Source organism: Herbiconiux sp., assembly GCF_023264895.1.
Lineage (GTDB): Bacteria > Actinomycetota > Actinomycetes > Actinomycetales > Microbacteriaceae > Herbiconiux.
In genome coordinates this window covers 42,169-62,100 of the sequence record NZ_JAHFUY010000018.1, presented here as the reverse complement: position 1 = coordinate 62,100, position 19,932 = coordinate 42,169, and the positions used below count along the sequence as shown (strand labels likewise).

Genomic DNA, 19,932 nt, shown 5'->3' with positions numbered 1-19,932 from the left:
CGTGCGGCTCCGGCGCACTCCGCGGGACTCCTCACGGTCGGTGCGCGGCCATCCGTCACCTTCACACTCAGGAGCACAGTGCCCAGATCAACCGAGCGCTGGAGGGCGGCGGCCATCGCCACCGCACTCCTCGTGGCCGTCTCGCCGGCCCTGGTGGGAGTCCCCGCCTTCGCGGCGACCAGCCCCGCCACATCCGCCCCTCTCACCACCACAGAGCCCGTCGCCGTCGGCGACGACTGGACCGTGGAGGAGATCCCGGGCGGCTACGAAGTCACCAAGACCCTCTCCGAGCCCCTCGAGATCCGGAGCGACGCCGCCACCCTCTGGGCCGACGGCATCGAGCTCGGCATCGCGAAGGAGTCGCTCGACGGGCTGACCCTCACCGTGGTGACCACCGACCCCGCCGTCGCCGACGCCACCGTGATCGACCAGGGCTGGACCGGCGCGGGCGACCCGGCCGTCGAGGCCGACGACCAGGGTGACGCCGCCCGCCGTTTCATCGAGGAGGTGCCGCCGGCTGCCGCCGACGCGCCGGTCCTCGCCGACGACCCCTCCGCCCGCGGTGAGTACGCCGTGACGCGTGCCGACTACGACCTCGGAGACGAAGCCGTCGACATCCGCGACTTCGGCCGCAAGGGCGAGATCCGCGCCGCGGTGTTCCTGCCCGAGGGCGCCGAGGGCGAGCGCCCGGTCGCCGTCTTCCTGCACGGCCGCCACACCTCGTGCGCCGGTGGAACCCGCAACCCCGCCGCCTGGCCCTGCAACGCCGATCAGGTCGACGTCGAGAGCTACCTCGGCTACAACGAGGCCGCCGAGATCCTGGCCAGCCAGGGCTACGTGGTGGTCTCGATCTCGGCCAACGCCATCAACGCGCTCGACGGCTCGCTCGCCGACGACACCGGAGCAGCGGCCCGCGCCCAGCTCGTGATGGACCACCTCAACCTGCTGCGCCAGGCCAACGCCGGCACCGACGTGGGCTTCGGCACCGCGCTCACCGGCCGCCTCGACCTCGACAACGTGGGCCTCATGGGCCACTCGCGCGGTGGCGAGGGCGTCATGCGCGCCGCTCTGCTCAACTCCGAGCAGCCCGAGCCGTTCGGCATCAAGGGCGTGCTGCCGCTCGCCCCGACCGATTACACGCGCATGACCGTTCCCGGCGTGCCGACCGCGGTCATCCTGCCGTACTGCGACGGCGACGTCGAGGACCAGATGGGCCAGAAGTACATCGACGACTCCCGGCACGCCTACGGCGACGACGTGTTCCGCTCGTCGGTGCTCGTGATGGGGACGAACCACAACTACTTCAACACCGCGTGGACCCCCGGCCTCTACCCCGTGGCCACGAGCGACGACTGGGCGATCATGGATCGCAACCAGACCGACCCCACCTGTGGGCAGTCCGCTCCGACCCGTCTGAACGCGGCCGAGCAGTACGCCGCGGGCAACGCCTACATCGCCGGCTTCTTCCGCCTCACCCTCGGCGGCGACGAGCAGTTCATGCCGCTCTTCGACGGATCCGACGCCAAGCCCGCCTCGGCCGGCCGCGCCGACATCCGCGTGAGCGCGAGCCTCGCGCCCTCCAACCGGGTCGACGTGAACACGTTCACCGAGCCCGAGACGACCACGCAGGTCGTGGGATCCGGAACCTACCAGTACTGCGAGAGCATGAGCCCGCTCGACGTGCCGGCGACCATGCCGTACTGCGTCACCGAGCTCGAGTTCGCCCAGGCCCCCGACTACGGGTTCCTCAGCGCCACCTACGGCAACGGCCGCGCCACCTCGGTGCCGTCGACCCCGTCGCTGCACTTCACCTACACCGAGCCCACGGGGAGCGCCGCCCCCGGCGAGCTCCGCGTGCAGGTGCCGGCCGAGGCGCGCGACTTCACCACGGCCTCGAGCCTGTCGTTCCGGGTCTCGCCCGACGACTCGGTCGCCATCGGCGGCAGCACCGACCTCACGGTCACGCTGCTCGACTCCACGGGCGGAACGGCCTCGGTCACCGCCTCGGAGTTCGGCGACGCGCTCACCGTGCTGCCGGGTTCGACGAACCCGCTCCGCAAGGTGCTGCTGCAGCAGATCGCGGTGCCCACCACGGCCTTCACGGGCGTGAACCTCGCCGACGTCACCCAGGTGCGCTTCACGGCTCCCCGCGAGACCGGCGGCGTGCTGCTCTCCGACCTCGCGCTGCAGTCGGCCGCCACCCTCGGCGACCCGGCCGTCTCCACCCTGCCCGTCGCGTCGATGCCCGACGTCAAGGTCGAGGAGGGCTCGGGTGTCGGCTCCGTCGACGTCCCCGTCGTGCTCTCCCGACCGGCCGAGCAGGCCGCCACGGTCTACGTGAGCTCCATCCCGGTGAGCGGCAACAACCGCGTGCTCTCCTCGATGCAGGAGCTGTCGTTCTCGGCCGGTGAGGTCTGCAAGGTCGTGACCGTGCCGCTGCAGGGCGACGCGAGCACGTCGACCTTCGCCTCCACGTCGTTCATCACCAACACCACGAACACGCAGCAGGGCGTCACCATCGGTGACAGCTTCGGCCGCATCGTGGTGCGGGAGGACGACGGGGTCGTCGACCGCGCGGGTGCCGTGCTGCCGTCGCTGCCCGCGGTGGGCGCGCAGGGCGACGCGTGCGCCGAGGCGCAGGCCGCTCCGGATGCGCTGACGCTGTCGGCGGACTCGGTCTCGCCGGGCGACACCGTGACGGTCACCGGATCCGGTTTCCGCGTGGGCGAGTCGGTCGAGCTCACCGTGGGCGGCGTCAGCGCCGGCAGCGTCGTGAGCACCGACGGCACCGTCTCGTTCGAGGTCGTCGTGCCGGCGGATGCCGCGCGCGGCCCGCTCGAGATCGTCGCGGTGGGCTTCGGATCGGGTCGCACCGCGACCGCCACCCTCACGGTGGCGCTCGACGCCGACCGCATCTCCGGCGCCGACCGCTACGAGGTCTCCGTGAACACGTCGAAGGAGGGCTTCCCCGACGGGGCGGACACCGTCTACGTGGTCTCGGGGGAGAAGTTCCCCGACGCCCTCTCGGCAGCCCCCGCCGCGGCCACCGACGAGGCGCCGATCCTGCTCACCACGGCCGGTTCGCTGCCGCCCGTCGTGCTGGCGGAGCTCGAGCGGCTCGACCCGGAGTCGATCGTGGTCGTGGGTGGCACCTCGAGTGTCACGCCGGCCGTGCAGAAGGCCCTCGAGAAGGTGGCTCCCGTGAGCCGTCTCGGCGGCGCCGACCGCTTCGCGGCCTCCCGGTCCATCGCCGCCGACGCGTTCCCGGACGGAGCTCCTGTCGCCGTGCTCGCGGCCGGTGCGACGTTCCCCGACGCCCTGTCGGCCGGAGCGGCCCTCGACGGCACCGGTCCACTGATCCTCGTCAACGGCGGGGCCACCGGCCTCGACGACGCCACGGCCGCGCTCATCGCGCGACTCGGTGTGAAGGAGATCGTGGTGGCCGGTGGCGAGAGCTCGGTCTCGGCCGGGGTCTTCGCCGACGCGTCGCGGATCGCGGAGTCCGTGCGACTCGGCGGTGCCGACCGCTACGAGGCGTCGCGTTCGATCAACGCGTACTTCTTCGAGTCGGCCGACCGGGTGCTCCTCGCCACGGGTGCCAAGTTCCCCGACGCCCTCTCGGGCTCGGCGCTGGCCCCGCGGATCGACGCGCCGCTGTTCACCGTGCGCGGTGACTGCGTGCCCGCCGAGACGCTCGAGCAGATCCTCGCCCTGGGTGCTTCCCGGGTGACCCTGCTCGGCGGCGAGAAGACGCTGACGCCGGCGGTGGAGAGCCTCACCGTCTGCGCCGGGTAGCTTCCCGCAACACCCCCACACGACTGCGGCGCCGAGTGATCGGCGCCGCAGTTCGTGCGTTGACTGGAGGTCTCCTGCGAAGGTGTCGCGACTATATCGTTCACAGTCGAGCAGGCATATCGTTGAGTATCGTTCGGGGTCAACAACGGAGGTCAGCATGAGCAATTCATTCGGAAGCAACGGGTTCGGCAACATCTTCGGTGGTGGCAGCGGCGGCGGCATGGGCGGCGGCCTCGGCAGCGGCGGCGGTTTCAACGTCGACGGGGTCTGGGAGGCCATGGAGCAGTTCCGCTCGAAGTTCGAGAAGCGCACCGGCACCGGATCGCGGGTCGGTCGCGGAGACGTGCGCGCTGCGGTGCTCGCCCTCCTCGCCGAGCGCGCCATGCACGGCTACCAGATCATCCACGAGATCGAGGAGCGCAGCGGCGGCAGCTGGAAGCCGAGCCCCGGCTCGGTCTACCCCACGCTGCAGCTGCTCGCCGACGAGGGTCTCATCGCCGCGGAGGAGTCAAACGGGCGCAAGACCTACGCGCTGACCGAGGCGGGCCGTGCGCAGTACGCGACGGCCGGCAACGACGCGCCCTGGGCATCCGGAGACGACGACACCGACGGCAAGCGCGACCACTCCGCCCTGGCCAAGGCCGGGTTCGAACTGGCCCAGGCCGCCGCGCAGGTGGGGCGCACGGGAACGTCCGAGCAGGTCAAGCAGGCTGTGGCGGAGCTCGAGGACGCACGTCGTCGGCTCTACTCGATCCTCGCCCAGAACTGACCCGGGTGTCCGAGGCTCGACCCGACCGGGGGGATTCCGTTCCCACCTTCCGGGAGGCCCGCGCCCGGTATCGGCGCATCCTCTGGTTCGCCGGGTGGAACCTGGCGGTGACGTGGTGGTACGAGCTCGTGCTGCCGAAGTTCGGGCTGCTGAGCATCGCCGAGCGCACGCGGACGCGGCGCATGCAGAAGTTCGCGCGGCGCTTCCACGTGCTCGCCGTCGACCTCGGCGGTCTCATGATCAAGGTGGGGCAGTTCATGTCGTCGCGCCTCGACGTGCTGCCGCCCGAGATCACGAAGGAGCTCGAGGGGCTGCAGGACGAGGTGCCCGCCGTGCCCTTCGACGCCATCCGGTCGCTCGCCGAGGCCGAGCTCGGCATGCCGCTGAACCAGGCGTTCGCGTGGGTCGACCCGACGCCGGTGGCCGCGGCCTCCCTCGGGCAGGCTCACCGTGCCCGGCTCGTGCCGCGCGACGCCGCCGACACCGGGCTCGACGCCGTGGTGCTCAAAGTGCAGCGGCCCGGGATCGACGAGATCGTGCGGGTCGACCTCGCGGCCCTGCGGAAGATCGGTGGCTGGCTGAGCCACGTGCGGATCGTCTACTCCCGGGTCGATGCGCCGGCGCTCGTGGAGGAGTTCGCGGCGACGAGCCTCGAGGAGATCGACTACCTGCACGAGGCGGCGAACTCGGTGCGGTTCGCGGCGGACTTCGTCGACGACGACCGGGTGGGGTTGCCCGAGGTCGTCTGGGAGCGGTCGACGCGGCGTGTGCTGACGCTCGAAGACGTGACGGCGATCAAGATCAACGATCACGCCGGGCTCGTGGCGGCGGGGATCGATCCGGCGGAGGTGGCGCCGGTGTTCGCCGCGGTGATGTTCGATCAGCTGTTCACGAACGGGTTCTTCCACGCGGATCCGCACCCGGGGAACATCTTCGTGACGCCGCTGGCCGCCCGTGAGCCGGGTGCGGGTGCGGGCGCGGGCGCGGGTGCGGGCGCGCTGGGCGTTGGCGCGGCTGTGGGTGCGGCTTCGGATGTCGCCGGGTCGCGGCCGTGGAAGCTCACGTTCATCGACTTCGGCATGATGGGCGAGGTCGGCGTCAACACCCGGAGCGGCCTCCGCAAGATGCTCATCGCCGCGGCCTCGCGGGACGGCAAGGGCCTCGTGGCGGCCGCGCAGGACCTCGGGGTGCTGCTGCAGTCGGCCGAGACCGCCGAGCTCGAGCGGGCGCTGACCCAGCTGTTCGCGCGGTTCGGCGGCATGGGGTTCGCCGAGCTGCGGGAGGTCGACCCGCGGGAGTTCCGCGAGTTCGGGCTGCAGTTCGGGCATGTGGTGCGCTCGCTGCCGTTCCAGCTGCCGGAGAACTTCCTGCTCATCATCCGCGCGATGTCGCTGACGTCGGGGGTGAGCAGTGCGCTCGATCCGTCGTTCAACCTGTGGAACTCGGTCGAGCCGTACGCGCAGCAGCTGATCCGCGAGGAGCGGGGCAACCTCGCCCAGGACCTCGGCAAGCAGGCGCTCGAGAACCTGCAGATCGCCTGGCGCCTGCCGCGTCAGATCGACGCGATGCTCACGAAGCTCGACGAGGGGACGGTCTCGTTCCGGAACCCCGAGCTCGAGCGGAGGGTCGAGGGGCTCGAGCGTGCGGGCCGTCGAGTGGTGTCGGCGCTCGTGTTCGCGGCGCTGCTCGTGGCGGGCGCGGTGCTGCGGGCCGACGATGCCGTGCTCGGCACGGTGCTCATGATCGGGTCGGTCGTGCCGCTGCTGCACGCGGTGTTCTCGGGGCGCGGGGGGCGCTAGGGGGTTCGGCGACGGGTTCGGCAGTCGGCACCGGCGATCGGCATCGGGCATTCTGCACCGGGCTGGGCCCGGCCGCCTTCGGCTCAGGAGCCGGGGATCGTCACCGGTTCGCCTTCGCGCTCGGGCGGATCCGGGAGGATGAGCTCGCGGTCGCCGAGGGGGTCGTCGAGGGGGATGCGGACGAGTCGGAGCTCCTCCGCGTCGGGGTCCATGAGGAGCTTCGTGCCGCTCGCGCCGCAGGGGATGACCTCGCCGGAGGAGAAGGCGTTGCCGACACCGGTGACCGAGACGGTGACCGCGGTGTCGGACTCCTCGACGAGAACGGGGCCAGGGCGGCAGGCTCCCGCACGCACGGCGACGATGAGATCGCCGTCCTCGACGTCGCCTCCGAGGTCGCCGACGGGGTCGACCCCCACGATCGCCGAGCGCCAGACCCGGAGGCCCTGCTCGACATCGGTGTAGCCGGCGAGCGTCGCCTCCACGCTCTCGACCCGTTCGACCTCCGGGTCGAGCTCGATCTCGAGCTCGTCGGAGGAGAGGTAGCGGCCGATGCCCCAGGCCTCCTTGAGCGACTCGCGAGCCTCGCCCTGCCCCTGCGTCACGAAGTAGCCCACGGTCATCGCGGCGGCGAGCAGGAGGAGGAGCACGCCGGAGGCGCGGGTCCAGCCGATGAGCGCGGGGCTCGGTTCGGCCCGCTCGCCGTCCCGCAGCTGCCAGCGCGATCCGAAGAGCATGGCGCGCGGCGGGGCGACGAGGCACCACACGCCCGCGAGCGCGGCGAGGCCGGCGAAGACGAGGAGCATCCGTCCACCCTAGCGAGCGGCCCCCACCCCGCGCGCCCCGCTAGTGAGTCGCGTCGAAGTGTCCTCAATCCGGCCAAGATCCCCGGTTTGGCGACACTTCGACGCGACTCACTCGCGGAAGCGTGGGCTGGAAGAAGTCAGCGCTCGGTATCCATGCGAAGGACGGCGTGGTCGTCGGTGGCCCAGGAACGATTGCGGTTGTCGTTGAAGGTCATCCGGGTGACTCGGTACTTGTCGGACTGCATCAGGGGACGGAGCCATCCGTCATGTTCATCGACCGACTGTGCGAGCTCCCACGAGGCATCGCCGTTCTTGGTGTGCTCGATGAAGTAATCACCCGGAGGCACGATCTTCAGGATTATCGGGCGCGCAACCGGACGGTCGTGAATGACCGCGTCGATCCGCACATCGTGGAACGTCGAACCGGACGTGTTCGAGAGCCGGATGCCGTAGGTGCGACGCTCGCCGGCATCGGTTACGGCCCACGCGGAGAGATGGGTCGCTTGCGCCTGGGAGGCGCGCTCGACCTCTTCACGCCGCTTCGAGCGCTCAGCGAGATACTGGGACGCGGATATGGCGACCGCGAGCGTGGTGATCCACGCTGGCAGATCACCGATCCAGGAGGGTAGGTCTGTCATGTTGATTCCTCTCGACCCCCGGCTGGGGTGAGTATACCTCAGTAGTCATGATGACGAGGCATCGAGGCCGGATTCTGGCATCATCGGGGCATGACTTCGCAGCCGCCGCCCTACCAGCCCGCTCCGCAGACTCCTCCCGGCCACACGACACCGGCCTCGGGCGCGCCCGCCCGCAACCGCTTCGGGCTCGCCGCGCTGATCGCGGGGATCGTGGCCTTCGTGGGCGCCTTCATCCCGATCTTCAACTTCCTCGCCGTGCTCATCGCGCTCGCGGCCGTGGTGCTCGGCATCATCGGCATCATCCGCACGGGGCCCAAGGGGTCGGCCGTCGCCGGGGCCGTCCTCGGATTCATCGCGCTCGTGCTCTCGAGCATCCTCGCGATCGTCTACACCTTCGTCTTCTTCGGCAACCTGCTCGACCCCGCGGGCAGCCCGGACGGCGTGCTCGGCGCCGAGATCCCGCTCGTCTACCAGGTCGACGGCACCGGATCGGACGTCGACATCACCTACACGGTCTCCACCGACGGCGTCGAGACCACCGAGCAGGTCACCTCGCAACGACTGCCCTTCGAGGAGGACTTCGACGTGGCCTACGGCGGCGCCGACAGCTACGCCAGCTACACGCTCACGGCCGTGAACGGGGCCGACGACGGAACGGTGATCTGCCGCATCATCCTCGACGGCCGCATCCTCGTGGAGCAGGAGAGCTCCGGCGCGTACGCGACCGCGAGCTGCACCACCAACGCCTCGGAACTGCTCGACCAGTAGGGCTGCCCGCGCAGTAGGTTGGGCGGCATGACCGACCGGATCGAGACCACCCACGCCGGAAGCCTTCCCCGCACGCCCGAGCTCATCGCGGCCAACGACGCGCGGCGGCTCGCCGACGACGGCTTCACCCTCGAGCGCACACCCGAGTTCGACGCGCTGCTCTCGAGCGCCGTCGCCGACCTCGTGGCGCGCCAGGCCGACTACGGCATCACCGTGCCGGGCGACGGCGAGTTCGGCAAGGCCATGACGAGCGCGGTCGACTACGGCGCCTGGTGGTCGTACTCGTTCCAGCGCGTGGGTGGCCTCTCGGTGACCGACGTCAACGTCTTCAACGAGGGCCCCGTGCGCTCCGAGCCCGGCCGGGTGCGCCTCACGAGCTTCACCGATCGCCGCGATCGGCAGCGGTTCGCCGACGCCTACGCCGACCCCGACTCGGGGATCGCCACGGGCTCGCGCGCCACGGCGTTCCCGAGCACCACGGGCCCGCTCCGCTACATCGGTCAGGAGGCGATCGCCTCGGACGTGCGGAACCTCCGCAGCGCCCTCGACGCCGCCGGCATCCAGGACGGCTTCATCACCTCGATCGCGCCCGGATCGGGAGCCCGCATCCGCAACGACTTCTACGCCACCGACGAGGAGCACATCTGGGCCTGGGCCGAGGTCATGCGCGAGGAGTACACCGCCATCATCGACGGCGGCCTCATCCTCCAGCTCGACGACCCGTCGATGGCCGAGAACTGGGACCAGATCAACCCCGCGCCCAGCGTGGAGGACTACCTCGCCTTCACGCGCATCCGGGTCGAGGCGCTCAACCATGCGCTCCGCGGGCTGCCGGCCGATCGCATCCGGTACCACCTGTGCTGGGGCAGCTGGCACGGTCCGCACACCACCGACCTGGAGTTCAGGCACATCGCGCCGCTCATGCTCGAGGTGAACGCCGGGCAGTACACGTTCGAGGCCGCCAACGCGAGGCACGAGCACGAGTGGAAGGTGTGGCGCGACGTGGAGCTGCCCGAGGGAAGGAAGATCCTGCCCGGGGTGGTGAGCCACGCCACGAACGTGGTGGAGCATCCGGAGCTCATCGCCGACCGGATCGAGAACTTCGCGTCGCTCGTGGGGCCCGCGAACGTGATCGCATCGACCGACTGCGGGCTCGGCGGCCGCGTGCACCCGCAGATCGCCGAGGCGAAGCTGCGAGCGCTCGGCGAGGGGGCGCGGATCGCGTCGCGGCGGATCTACGGCTGAGGGAGCGTCGCGACCGCATTCTGTGGCGCCCCGCGTGAGGGGCCTGGCGGCTCGGGCCGACTGCTGCGTCGCATCCGCTCGGTGAACTGCGAGAGCATGGGGGGATGACCGCAACGCTCGTCGCCAAGGGGGTCGCCGGTGGGCACGACCACCGCACCCTGTTCAGCTCGCTCGACCTCGTGGTGGCGCCCGGCGACGTCGTGGGCGTCGTGGGGGCCAACGGGGCCGGCAAGTCGACGCTCCTGCGGATCCTCGCCGGGATCGACGAGCCGCTCGAGGGGTCCGTGTCGCTCGCTCCTGCCGATGCCTTCGTGGGCTGGCTGCCGCAGGAGCACGAGCGCGTGCCCGGTGAGACCGTGGCGGAGTACGTGGGGCGGCGGACGGGCACGACCCTCGCCACCGCCGAGATGGATGCGGCCGCGAACGCGCTCGCCTCGCCCGTGCTGTCCTCGACGGAGCCCGGTGCCCCGGATCCGGCCGACGTGTATTCGAGCGCCCTCGAGCGGTGGCTCGCCAGCGGGGCCGCCGACCTCGAGGAGCGCCTGCCCGCGGTGCTCGCCGAGCTCGGGCTCGAGGTGGCGGGCTCGGCGCTCATGACCTCGCTCTCGGGCGGTCAGGCCGCGCGCGTGGGGCTCGCGGCGCTGCTGCTCTCGCGCTTCGACATCGTGCTGCTCGACGAGCCGACGAACGACCTCGACCTCGACGGGCTCGAGCGGCTCGAGGCCTTCATCACCGGACTCCGCGGCGGGGTCGTGCTCGTGAGCCACGACCGCGAGTTCCTGGCGCGGAGCGTCACGCGCGTGCTCGAGCTCGACCTCGCTCAGGGCACGAACCGGGTCTACGGCGGTGGCTACGACGCCTATCTCGAGGAGCGGGCCACCGCGCGCCGGCACGCGCGGGAGGAGTACGACGAGTTCGCCGCCAAGAAGGATGACCTCGTCTCGCGGGCCCGCGTGCAGCGCGAGTGGTCGAGCCAGGGCGTGCGGAACGCGATGAAGAAGTCGCCCGACAACGACAAGATCCGGCGCAAGGCCTCGGCCGAGTCGAGCGAGAAGCAGGCGCAGAAGGTGCGGCAGATGGAGAGCCGGATCGCGCGGCTCGACGAGGTCGAGGAGCCGCGCAAGGAATGGCAGCTGCAGTTCACGATCGGGGCGGCACCGCGGTCGTCGGGGGTCGTGTCGACGCTGTCTGCCGCCACGGTGACGCAGGGGTCGTTCACGCTCGGTCCGGTGTCGCTGCAGGTGTCGGCGGGCGACCGGATCGGGATCACCGGGCCCAACGGTGCCGGCAAGTCGACGCTGCTGCGGCTGCTGCTCGGACGGGTCGCCCCCTCCTCGGGGACGGCTTCGCTCGGGGCGTCGGTGGCGATCGGTGAGATCGACCAGGCGCGGGCCGTGCTCGCGGGCTCGGTGCCCCTCGCCGCCCGGTTCGAGGAGCAGGTGCCCGAGTGGCCGGTGGCCGAGGTGCGCACGCTGCTGGCGAAGTTCGGGCTCAAGGCGGATCACGTGGGGCGGCCCGTCGACGAGCTCTCGCCCGGGGAGCGCACGCGGGCGGGGCTCGCGCTGCTGCAGGCCCGCGGGGTGAACCTGCTCGTGCTGGACGAGCCGACGAACCACCTCGATCTGGTGGCGATCGAGCAGCTGGAGGAGGCGCTGGAGTCGTACACGGGCACGCTGCTGCTCGTGACGCACGACCGGCGGATGCTCTCGACCGTGCGGCTCGATCGGCAGTGGGTGGTGGAGGCGGGGCAGGTCGTCGAGCGGTGAGGTGCGGGCTCGCCGTGCTGTCTGCGGGTGTACGGCGACGGGATCCGTTCGGTTCGCCAAACGAGCGTGCATCCGGCGCGGTATGCGGCTCGGATGTCGGGAGGTTTGCACTTCTGAATCGAAACGGGCGGATGCGGGGTCGCCGCGGGTGGTCGACAGGGTGCGGGTGACACCGGGGTCTGGGGCGTCGCCCGCTAGCCTGTGTGGATGAACGGCGGCCCGAGCGACTCCTGAATCGAGCATCGTCGTGGGGACGGCGAGCTCGTGGGGTGGATGCGGCCGGAGGGCGAGGGTTTCGTGGCCGTGGATCTGCTGGGGCGGGACCGATCGGCCGCGGTCGAGTGGCTCGCGGCCGAGGAACTGCTCGACGAGCTGGGGATCGGGTACCTCGCCGACGCGTATCTGCTGCGGCGGGGTGGGGGCGCCGGGGTGGGCGAGGGGAGCGGTGCAGCCGACGACCTGGCGGCTGGTGATCCCACCGACGAGGTGGGTGGTGGGGTCTATGACGTTCGCGTGCGGATCGTCGAGGTGAGCACTGCGAGGATCGTGGTGAAGAGGGACGACTTCGGGGACATCACCGCATCGCTCGAGCAGTTCGAGCTTCCGTGGCCGATGCCCGACTCGCTCAGGCCCATGACGGCGGACGAGCTCCGCGCGTGGTCCCCGTGGTGAGCGGATCCCCGTGGTCGCGTGTGACTTCGAACGATGAGGGAGGGACGTGACATGACTGATGTCCGGGACGAATCCGGTCTGGCGGCCAACGCCGCCGTGGCGGCGCTCGAGGGCGAGCTCTCGCACGAGGCCGTGGCGTCGGACGACGTGGTGGCGGGTGCACCGACGACCGCGACCGCGGAGCTCGTGGTGGAGGGCGATCGGCGGATCGGGCTGTGGGAGATCACACCCGGCGTCGTGACCGACACGGAGGCCGACGAGGTCTTCGTGGTGCTGGCGGGACGTGGGCGGGTCGAGTTCTTGAGCCGTGGCGATGATTCGGAGGCCGGCGAGGCGGCGGCGGGGAGCTGCCCGAGCCGCTCGAGCTCGCGCCGGGGACCGTTGGGCGGCTGGCCGCCGGCACCCGCACGCGCTGGACGATCACGGAGACGCTGCGGAAGGTCTACGTCCTCTGAGGCTGAGGCTGAGGCTGAGGCTGAGGCTGCGGCAGGGGCTGAGGCTGCGGCGGGGGCAGGGGCTGCGGCTGCGGCAAGGGCTTAGGCCGCGGCTGCGGCGGGGCTGGGGCTGCGGCTGCGGCTGCGGCGGGGGTTAAGGCAGGAGCTCAGGCTGACGCTGCGGCGGGGGTTAAGGCAGGAGCTCAGGCTGACGCTGCGGCGGGGGCTGAGGCTGACGCTGCGGCGGGGCGGGCCGGGCTCAGGTGCCGTGGAGGGCGCGGCGGCGGTCGCGCTCGGCGTCGGAGGCGGCCGCCTCCTCCGGGGTGGGAGCTGTTCCGCCGAGGTGCTTGGGCTGCCACCACTGGCCGGTGCCGTCGACGGGGTAGTCGCGCTGGAGGGTGTCGGTGAGTTCCTGGAGCGTCTCGCGGAGCCGGGCGGTCGCTGCCGCGACGTCGTCTCCCTCGGCGACGACCTGCGGGGCACCGAAGGCGAAGTGGACCTGCACGCCGAAGCGGTCGCGCAGCCGGATCTTGCGGTTCTTGGTGAGCAATCGCTGGCCGCCCCAGACCGCCACCGGGATGATCGGCACCCCGGCCTGAGCGGCGAGGCGCACGGCTCCCGACTTGAGGTCGCGCACCGTGAAGCTCGCGCTCACGCCCGCCTCGGGGAAGACACCGATGATCTCACCCCGCCCGAGCGCCGCCACGGCCTGTGCGTAGGCCTCGCCGCCGGCGCTCATGTCGACCGGGATGTGCTTCATGCCCCGCAGCAGACTGCCCACGACGGGCTTGTCGAAGGCGCGCTTGGTGGCCATGAAGCGCACGCGTCGGCGATTGTGCAGCCAGGTCTGCCACTCCACGAGCGCGAACTCGAGGTAGCCGAAGTGCGTCATGGCGAACACGGCACCGCCCGCATCCGGGATGTTCTCGAGGCCGGTGGCCCGGCGCTTCAGCCGCCACGACGCGAAGAGCGTGCGCCCCACCCCGATGGCGACGGTGTACACGGGCTCGGCTCGGCGACGGGGCATGCCCCTCACCGTACCCGGACGCGTTGGGCTTTCCTCGTGAGCATCCCGCCGACCTCCTGAGCGCTGCCCGTGAACATCCGGCGGGCGAGCGCGTGTGGGGTGGGTGCCGGGCGGTGCCGACAGGGCGGGCTGCCGCGGTGGCGGTCAGTCGGTGAAGATCTGGCCCACGGGCTCCCGCTTCTCGGCCTGGAAGGTGTCTTCGGCGCGGCCGTGCGCCCAGTAGGCCGAGAGCGAGAGGCGCGAACGCGGAATGCCCCACTGCTCGAGCAGGAGCGGCCGCAGCGCCTTCATGGCGCCGCGCTCGCCGTGCACGAAGACCTGCGTGTCTCCGACGGGAGCGGGAAGTGCACGAAGAGCATCGAGGAGCACCGTGCTCGTTCCCGGCTCCGCACCGGCGCGGTGCACCCACACGAGCTCGATCCCGACGGGAACCGTGAGGGCGATCTCGTCTGCCGGACCGTCGACCTCGAGCACCGCGATGCCCTGCGCATCGGCGGGCATGGCCTCGAGAGCCGAGGCGATGGCGGGGATGGCCGCCTCATCGCCCGCCAGCAGGTGGCGGTCGGCGGCCGGATCGGGTTCGTAGCCACCGCCGATGCCGGCGAGCACGATCGTGTCGCCGGGTCGCGCATCCGCTGCCCAGGGGCCCGCCACGCCGGTGTCGCCGTGCACCACGAAGTCGATCCAGACCTCGCCCGCCTCGCGGTCGACGCGGCGCAGGGTGTAGGTGCGCTGGGTGGGGAGCTCCTGGCGCGCGAGCGTCTCGCGGAGGGCCGCCAGATCGTAGGGCGGGACGAGTGCCGAGCCCTTCGGGGCGAAGAGCATCTTGGAGTAGCGGTCGGTCTGCGTGGACTCGGGGATGCTCGCGATCGCCTCGCCCTCGGCGACGATGCGCACGAGGTGCGGCGAGACCGCCTCGACGCGTTTCACCGTCAGGGCACGCTGGGGCTGCGGTGGCCGGGCAGCGCGCCCGGTGGCCGGCGGCGTGGATGCGGCGTTCGCCGAAGGGGAGCCAGGAGCGCCAGCCGGGGTCGGAACGCCAGCCGGGGTCGGAGCATCGGCCGGGATCGTGGCGTCAGCCGGGGTCGGGGCGCCAGCCGGAGTCAAAGCGAGAGCAGCGGCGGCGGGCGAGTGCGATGGGGCGTCGGTCATGGGTCTCCTCGAGTGCGGGCGCCGGATGCGACCGGGCCGACTTCGACGCTATCGCGGGAATCCGAGGGCGAGGTCGGTGGGGCGGGGATCTGTGGAGGAATCACCGGGGCGGCCGCTGCTGTGAATAACCATCGGGCCGATCGATGCCTCTGGGTCGCCGGAGCAGCCCTTCCTACACTGGAACCATGACCACCCCGCAGCAGTGCCCCGTGATCGTGATCCCGCAGGCACCGACCGCCTCCGACGACGAGTCGAGCGCATCCGGTGACCGGCCGACCGCGCCCTCACAGCCCCAGGGCGGCGTGGGAGATGCCGCGAAGAACCTCGGCCGCGCCCTCGGACGGGCCGCCGGGCGCACGGCGGGGAAGGCCGCCCACGGTGCTCGCGAGGGCATCCGCAAGAACCCCACCGCGAACACCGCCTACCGCACCGGTGTCGGGGTCGTCGGCGGGGGCACCGTCGCGCTCGGCGTGGTGCTCATGCCGCTTCCCGGCCCCGGAGCCCTGATCGCCCTCGGTGGTCTCGGCATCCTCTCGACCGAGTTCGACGGGGCGAAGAAGGTGCGTCGCACCGCAGAAGGCGCCGCGAAGAAGGCCTACGGGGTCGCGAAGGATGCCCGGGCCCGCCACCGCAGCCGGCAGGACGCCCCGAAGAACACCGGAGAGGGCGACCGGCAGGCCTGATCCGGGCTTTACCGCGGCGGCGGATTCGGCCCGGTTCAGCGGCCGAGAGCCTGGAACGACTCCGCGAGCCCCTCGAGCCAGCCGCCCCAGTGCTCCTTCCACGTGGCGCCCGCCTCCGCCGAGGGCAGCTTCTCGTGCGTGACGGTCACACGCACGCGCTCCTTCGGAGCGGGATCGAGCGTCAGGAGGATGACGCCGAGCGGCTCGCCGCTCGCATCCGCGAGGCTGAATCGGGGCGACTTCGACCCGGCCCGCGAGCGCAGGACCGTCTGGAACCCGGGTACGAGACGTGATCGCGTGCCGTCGTCGACGATAGCGTCGCGCAGCTCGTCGGCGGACAGCTCGAGGATCTTCGAGCGGCTGATCGAGAAGGTGCCGTCGGGCATCTGGCCGGGTGCCCGGATGCCGGTGATCCGCTCGTAGCCGACCACCACACCCTGCCCCCACCAGCCACCGAGACCGTGCTCGCTCAGCACCCACGCGGCGATGGCGGTGTGCCCCGCCTCGCGCCCGGGCCCGGCATCGATGAGGTCGACCCACTCCTCCCAGTGCCGCCCGGTCGCCTCGACGATGGAGCGGTCGGGCGTCTCGGGCTCGGAGACCCAGACGCGGGTGCGCGGCGGTTCCTCGGTGCGGCGTTCACTCATGTGGACAGCGTACACAACGTCGCGCCGCCTGCCCCCGAGCCTCAGCCGGGGTAGCGCCAACCGTTCCACAACGCGGAAACCCTCAGCCGGGGTAGCGCCAACAGACGCAAATCGGGCGGTTTCGAGCGGTTGGCGCTACCCGGCGCGGACAGGACGTGCAGACGGGACGTCAGGCCGCCAGGAGGTCGTCGATCTGACCCATGGCGAGGCGCATGCCCTCCTCCATGCCCATCGACACGAGCTGATCGAGCTGCTCGAGCGAGCCGAACGACGCCACCGTGGTCATGCGCGTGCCGTTCTCGGTCGCGGTCAGTGTGACGACGGTGCGGGTCGTGGGCAGCTCCGTGTTCGGCACGCCGTCGGCGTCCGCGAAGCCGTCCTCGAACTCGAAGCGAGTGGGGGCGTCGACGACCTCGTTGCGCCACCAGCCTCCCGCCTTGTCGCCGTCGGGGCCGGTCATGTAGTAGCGGGATTCGCCGCCCGCCACGAAGTCGTGCCGGTCGAAGGTGGCGGGCCAGGTGGGCGGGCCCCACCAGCGCTCGAGCTGCCGGGCGTCGGCCCAGACCTGCCAGACGCGCTCCGGCGGCTCGGGGAATTCGGCCACGAAGGTGAGGGTGAGGGCCTCGGTGTCTCGGTTCACGTCGATGACGGTCATCGTTCTGTTCCTTCCTTGTCGGGTGGTGCGGTGTCGGATGGTGCGGAGTCGAGTGGAACCCCGGTGTCGGTCGGTGCCTCGGCGGGCGAGCCGAGGATGTCGCCGATCCGGTCGAACCGCTCGTGCCACAGCTGCTCGAACTGGTCGAGCAGCAGCGACGCGCGGCGCACCGAATCGAGGTTCGCGCGCACGATCTGCTCCTTGCCGCGACGCTCCTTGACGATGAGGGAGGCGCGCTCGAGCACCGTCACGTGCTTCTGCACCGCCGCCCAGCTCATCGTGTAGCGCTCGGCGAGCGAGGAGATCGACTGCTCGTGCCGGATGGCCCGGCGCAGGATGTCGCGCCGGGTCGAGTCGGCGAGAGCGCGGAAGATCGCATCCGCTTCGGCCTCGCTCAGTTCTTGTATAACCATTTGGTTGTACGTTACGCCGCAAGGAGCCTGAAGACAAGAGGCAGGGGAAGACGTCTAGCCGCGGGTGGTCGTGGTGTGCGGAGCGGGCGTGCCGAGCAGCTGCTGCACGGTCACGAGGGTGAAGCCGCGGCCGAGGAGCCCGTCGAGCATCGCCGGCGTCAGGCGCGCGGTGTTCTCGTGGACGTCGTGCAGCAGCACGATCGATCCCGGCCCCGGCTGCTGCACCGCGCGGTCGAGGAGCACCGGATCGTCGGGCAGCTGCCAGTCGTTGGTGTCGACGGTCCAGAGGATGGCCGGCAGGTCGGTCTGCTTCAGCACCCGCTCGTCCACCGCGCCGTAGGGAGGGCGGAACGTCGACGGCCTCGACCCCGTCGCATCCTGCACCGCCTGGCTCGTGCGATCGAGCTGAGCCTTGATCTGCTCGTCGGTGAGCTTGGTGAGGTCCGGGTGGTCCCAGGTGTGGTTGCCGATCTGGTGTCCGGTCGACTGCATGCGCGCGAGCGTCGAGGGGTTGTTCGCACTCCGGTAGCCCTGCACGTAGAAGGTCGCGGCGGCACGGCGGGCGTCGAGATCGTCGAGGATCTGCTCCGTGAAGGCTCCCGGCCCGTCGTCGAAGGTCACGGCCACGCAGGCGAAGAGCCCGCAGTCGACGGCCTCCTGGCCGCGCGTCGGTGCGGGCGGCACGGTGAACGGGGCACCTGAGGCGAGGGGGGCCTGGATGAGGCGCCCGTTCTCGCTCAGGAGCGCGGCGGCCCGCTCGGGCGGGAGGGTGACGAAGAGCGGATCGGTTCTCGGCAGCCGTCCCAGCTCGTCGAGCTCGGGCACCGTGAAGTCGCTCGGGAGGTGCAGCACGAGCGCGCCGTCGGCCGCGAACGAGAACAGGGAGAACCACGAGCGCAGCTGCTCGACCGGGTAGTCGTCGACGCTCTGCACCATCTCGGGCCGGAGCGCCCCTGCCGACACCTTGAGCGACTGCACGGTCTCGGTGAGGAGGGTGCGGAGTCCGTCGTCGCTGATGAGGGCGTCGCTCGTGGTGACGAAGGATCCCATCGTGTCGGCGTAGTAGACGGTGGTCTCGTCGGAGGTGACCTGGCCGGCCGAGGCCGTCGTGATGCGCAGCGCCTCGACGAGCACCGTGCCGACCGCGGCGACGACCTCGCAGGTCATCGTGACGCTCGCCGCGGCGCCCTGCGGTGTGAACGCCGGGTCGGCCACGAGCTCCGCCGCCGGGCGGGTCGAGGACCCTGCGACGCACCCGCGGTTCTCGGGGGAGAGGTCGGGGGCGTCGGCGGCGGGCGAGTAGGCGACACCGGTCGTGGCCTCGAGCCCGCGGAGGGCGTCGGTGACGCGGCCGCGCACGATGCCGGTGAAGGTGGCGTTGCCCGGGATCTCGCCCCAGCGGGCGCCGACCGCCGCGGCGGGGTCGGCGTTGAAGAGTAGGCGCTCGTCGAGGCCGGGGGCGGTGACCGGTGCGGACTCCTCGGAGCCCGGGTCTGCTTCGCCTGCGGCTTCGCCTGCGGCCTCGCCGAGGCCGGCGGGGGCGCCGGAGAGGGCGACGGCGGGCACGGCGGCATCGCGAGGTGCCCAGCCGGCGGGAGCGGGAGGGATGCTCGCGCAGCCCGCCAGGAGGGCGGCGGTGGTGAGGATGCTCGCGAGTACGGCCACTCGGCGTCGTGGGCCGAGGTGCCGAGGGGACGTGGGCAGGCGGATCACGAGGAGCCTCCGCCGGTCGCCGGGCTCGTGGGAGGTGTGGTCGACGCCGTCGCCGACAGGGTCGCCTCGGTGAGGAGGTCGGCCGTCACGGTGCGGTAGGCGGCGGCATCCGGAGCGCTCACCGTGGCGACGAGCACCAGCTCGACCGGGATCGTCGGATCCGGGGCGGTGAGGGTGGCGAGGACGATCGTCGGTCCCCGGTCGTCTTCAGCGGCTTCTCCGGCGATGCCCTTCTCGCGTTCGGTGGCGGATGCGCCCTCCGCGGCGTCGTCGGCCGTCAGCTCGGTCCACCGCACCGAGTAGCCGGAGGAGAGGGTCTCGGTGTTCCAGGCGGCGGTCGCCTCCGCCTTGGTGATGTCGTGGGCGGCCAGGAGCTCGGTGTAGGCGGAGCGCCCGGCGGAGGCGGAGGTCACCCGGAGGACCGTGAACTCGGCGCGGTAGGCGTCGTCGGGGGAAACCACGGTGGTCGTGCCCTCGGCGAGGAAGGGCCCCACCCCGAGCACGAGCCAGCCGGCCGGGACGGCGACCGTCGCGGATCCGGTCGCGCTGCGGAGCGTCTCGGCGGTGGTCGCGGTGGTCGCGGAGGTCGCGGTGATCCGCTCGCGCGGAGTCTCGGCGAGCACGGGAGGGAGCAGCGCGACGGCCACGGCGGCGGCGATCCCGAGCAGCACGAGCGTCGACGCCACGAGCACCAGGACGAGGCGCAGCGGAGACCGACGCCGGTCGAGCCTCTCGCGCGTGGTCATGGGATCGTGCTCTCGTCGTGGTTCGGGTGGGGCGTCGGGGGCTGGTAAAGCTCGGATCGGAGTCGATGCGTGTGCTCGGCGACCCCGCGGTCCGTGGACGCGATCAGGATAGGCGACGGGGTCCTGCCCCCGCGGTGGCGACGCGGGGTATGCCGTGCCCGTGGCCGAAGCGTTATCTGTGACCTCCGCCGCAGTTCCCTGCGATCG

At 71.6% G+C, this 19,932-nt stretch carries 18 protein-coding genes; 9 read left to right on the top strand and 9 right to left on the bottom strand.

Going from position 1 to position 19,932, the window contains the following annotated elements:
- The first annotated feature begins 78 nt into the window (after nucleotides 1-78).
- The 3 genes from Q0D57_RS02690 (at nucleotide 79) to Q0D57_RS02680 (ending at nucleotide 6,363) form a co-directional block, all read left to right on the top strand.
- Nucleotides 79-3,795 (top strand): cell wall-binding repeat-containing protein, encoded by a 3,717-nt coding sequence (locus tag Q0D57_RS02690; RefSeq protein WP_291037700.1) that lies wholly within the window; start codon nucleotides 79-81, stop codon nucleotides 3,793-3,795.
- A gap of 220 nt (nucleotides 3,796-4,015) precedes the next feature.
- Nucleotides 4,016-4,564 (top strand): PadR family transcriptional regulator, encoded by a 549-nt coding sequence (locus Q0D57_RS02685; protein ID WP_291037822.1) that lies wholly within the window; start codon nucleotides 4,016-4,018, stop codon nucleotides 4,562-4,564.
- A 5-nt stretch (nucleotides 4,565-4,569) separates the two neighbouring features.
- On the top strand, nucleotides 4,570-6,363 hold the full coding sequence (locus tag Q0D57_RS02680) for an AarF/UbiB family protein (protein WP_291037697.1): 1,794 nt from the start codon (nucleotides 4,570-4,572) through the stop codon (nucleotides 6,361-6,363).
- Between the two features lie 83 nt (nucleotides 6,364-6,446).
- Here Q0D57_RS02680 and Q0D57_RS02675 read toward each other — a convergent pair whose 3' ends face one another.
- Nucleotides 6,447-7,166, bottom strand: coding sequence for a hypothetical protein (locus Q0D57_RS02675; RefSeq protein ID WP_291037694.1), 720 nt, complete (start codon nucleotides 7,164-7,166; stop codon nucleotides 6,447-6,449).
- Between the two features lie 137 nt (nucleotides 7,167-7,303).
- Nucleotides 7,304-7,804: a hypothetical protein gene (locus Q0D57_RS02670; RefSeq protein WP_291037691.1), complete on the bottom strand. Its 501-nt coding sequence runs from the start codon at nucleotides 7,802-7,804 to the stop codon at nucleotides 7,304-7,306.
- Between the two features lie 90 nt (nucleotides 7,805-7,894).
- Here Q0D57_RS02670 and Q0D57_RS02665 point away from each other — a divergent pair, with 90 nt between their 5' ends.
- The 5 genes from Q0D57_RS02665 (at nucleotide 7,895) to Q0D57_RS02645 (ending at nucleotide 12,795) form a co-directional block, all read left to right on the top strand.
- Nucleotides 7,895-8,572, top strand: a complete 678-nt coding sequence (locus Q0D57_RS02665) for a hypothetical protein (RefSeq protein ID WP_291037688.1) — start codon at nucleotides 7,895-7,897, stop codon at nucleotides 8,570-8,572.
- A 27-nt stretch (nucleotides 8,573-8,599) separates the two neighbouring features.
- Nucleotides 8,600-9,817 carry a cobalamin-independent methionine synthase II family protein gene (locus Q0D57_RS02660; RefSeq protein ID WP_291037685.1) on the top strand — a complete coding sequence of 406 codons (1,218 nt, stop codon included), beginning with the start codon at nucleotides 8,600-8,602 and terminating at the stop codon, nucleotides 9,815-9,817.
- Nucleotides 9,818-9,921: 104 nt separating this feature from the next.
- A complete protein-coding gene (locus Q0D57_RS02655) occupies nucleotides 9,922-11,583 on the top strand; it encodes an ABC-F family ATP-binding cassette domain-containing protein (protein WP_291037682.1) in 1,662 nt (553 codons plus the stop codon).
- Between the two features lie 297 nt (nucleotides 11,584-11,880).
- Nucleotides 11,881-12,255, top strand: coding sequence for a hypothetical protein (locus tag Q0D57_RS02650; protein ID WP_366518573.1), 375 nt, complete (start codon nucleotides 11,881-11,883; stop codon nucleotides 12,253-12,255).
- Between the two features lie 51 nt (nucleotides 12,256-12,306).
- Nucleotides 12,307-12,795, top strand: coding sequence for a hypothetical protein (locus tag Q0D57_RS02645; RefSeq protein WP_291037679.1), 489 nt, complete (start codon nucleotides 12,307-12,309; stop codon nucleotides 12,793-12,795).
- Nucleotides 12,796-12,948: 153 nt separating this feature from the next.
- Here Q0D57_RS02645 and Q0D57_RS02640 read toward each other — a convergent pair whose 3' ends face one another.
- Both Q0D57_RS02640 and Q0D57_RS02635 read right to left on the bottom strand, forming a co-directional pair.
- Nucleotides 12,949-13,716, bottom strand: a complete 768-nt coding sequence (locus Q0D57_RS02640) for a lysophospholipid acyltransferase family protein (protein WP_291037677.1) — start codon at nucleotides 13,714-13,716, stop codon at nucleotides 12,949-12,951.
- Nucleotides 13,717-13,860: 144 nt separating this feature from the next.
- A complete protein-coding gene (locus tag Q0D57_RS02635) occupies nucleotides 13,861-14,646 on the bottom strand; it encodes a siderophore-interacting protein (RefSeq protein ID WP_291037675.1) in 786 nt (261 codons plus the stop codon).
- Between the two features lie 407 nt (nucleotides 14,647-15,053).
- Here Q0D57_RS02635 and Q0D57_RS02630 point away from each other — a divergent pair, with 407 nt between their 5' ends.
- Nucleotides 15,054-15,551: a PGPGW domain-containing protein gene (locus tag Q0D57_RS02630; RefSeq protein WP_291037674.1), complete on the top strand. Its 498-nt coding sequence runs from the start codon at nucleotides 15,054-15,056 to the stop codon at nucleotides 15,549-15,551.
- Between the two features lie 35 nt (nucleotides 15,552-15,586).
- On the opposite strand, the gene Q0D57_RS02625 is transcribed toward Q0D57_RS02630, so the two are convergent.
- The 5 genes from Q0D57_RS02625 to Q0D57_RS02605 form a co-directional block, all read right to left on the bottom strand.
- Nucleotides 15,587-16,198 (bottom strand): DUF4287 domain-containing protein, encoded by a 612-nt coding sequence (locus Q0D57_RS02625; RefSeq protein WP_291037673.1) that lies wholly within the window; start codon nucleotides 16,196-16,198, stop codon nucleotides 15,587-15,589.
- Between the two features lie 169 nt (nucleotides 16,199-16,367).
- Nucleotides 16,368-16,853 (bottom strand): SRPBCC domain-containing protein, encoded by a 486-nt coding sequence (locus Q0D57_RS02620; protein WP_291037671.1) that lies wholly within the window; start codon nucleotides 16,851-16,853, stop codon nucleotides 16,368-16,370.
- Nucleotides 16,850-17,266, bottom strand: coding sequence for a helix-turn-helix domain-containing protein (locus Q0D57_RS02615; protein WP_291037668.1), 417 nt, complete (start codon nucleotides 17,264-17,266; stop codon nucleotides 16,850-16,852). The genes Q0D57_RS02620 and Q0D57_RS02615 overlap by 4 nt, the downstream gene beginning before the upstream one ends.
- A 54-nt stretch (nucleotides 17,267-17,320) precedes the next feature.
- Nucleotides 17,321-18,931, bottom strand: coding sequence for a polysaccharide deacetylase family protein (locus tag Q0D57_RS02610; protein WP_291037665.1), 1,611 nt, complete (start codon nucleotides 18,929-18,931; stop codon nucleotides 17,321-17,323).
- 44 nt (nucleotides 18,932-18,975) lie between these two features.
- On the bottom strand, nucleotides 18,976-19,725 hold the full coding sequence (locus tag Q0D57_RS02605) for a hypothetical protein (protein ID WP_291037662.1): 750 nt from the start codon (nucleotides 19,723-19,725) through the stop codon (nucleotides 18,976-18,978).
- Nucleotides 19,726-19,932: the final 207 nt, after the last annotated feature.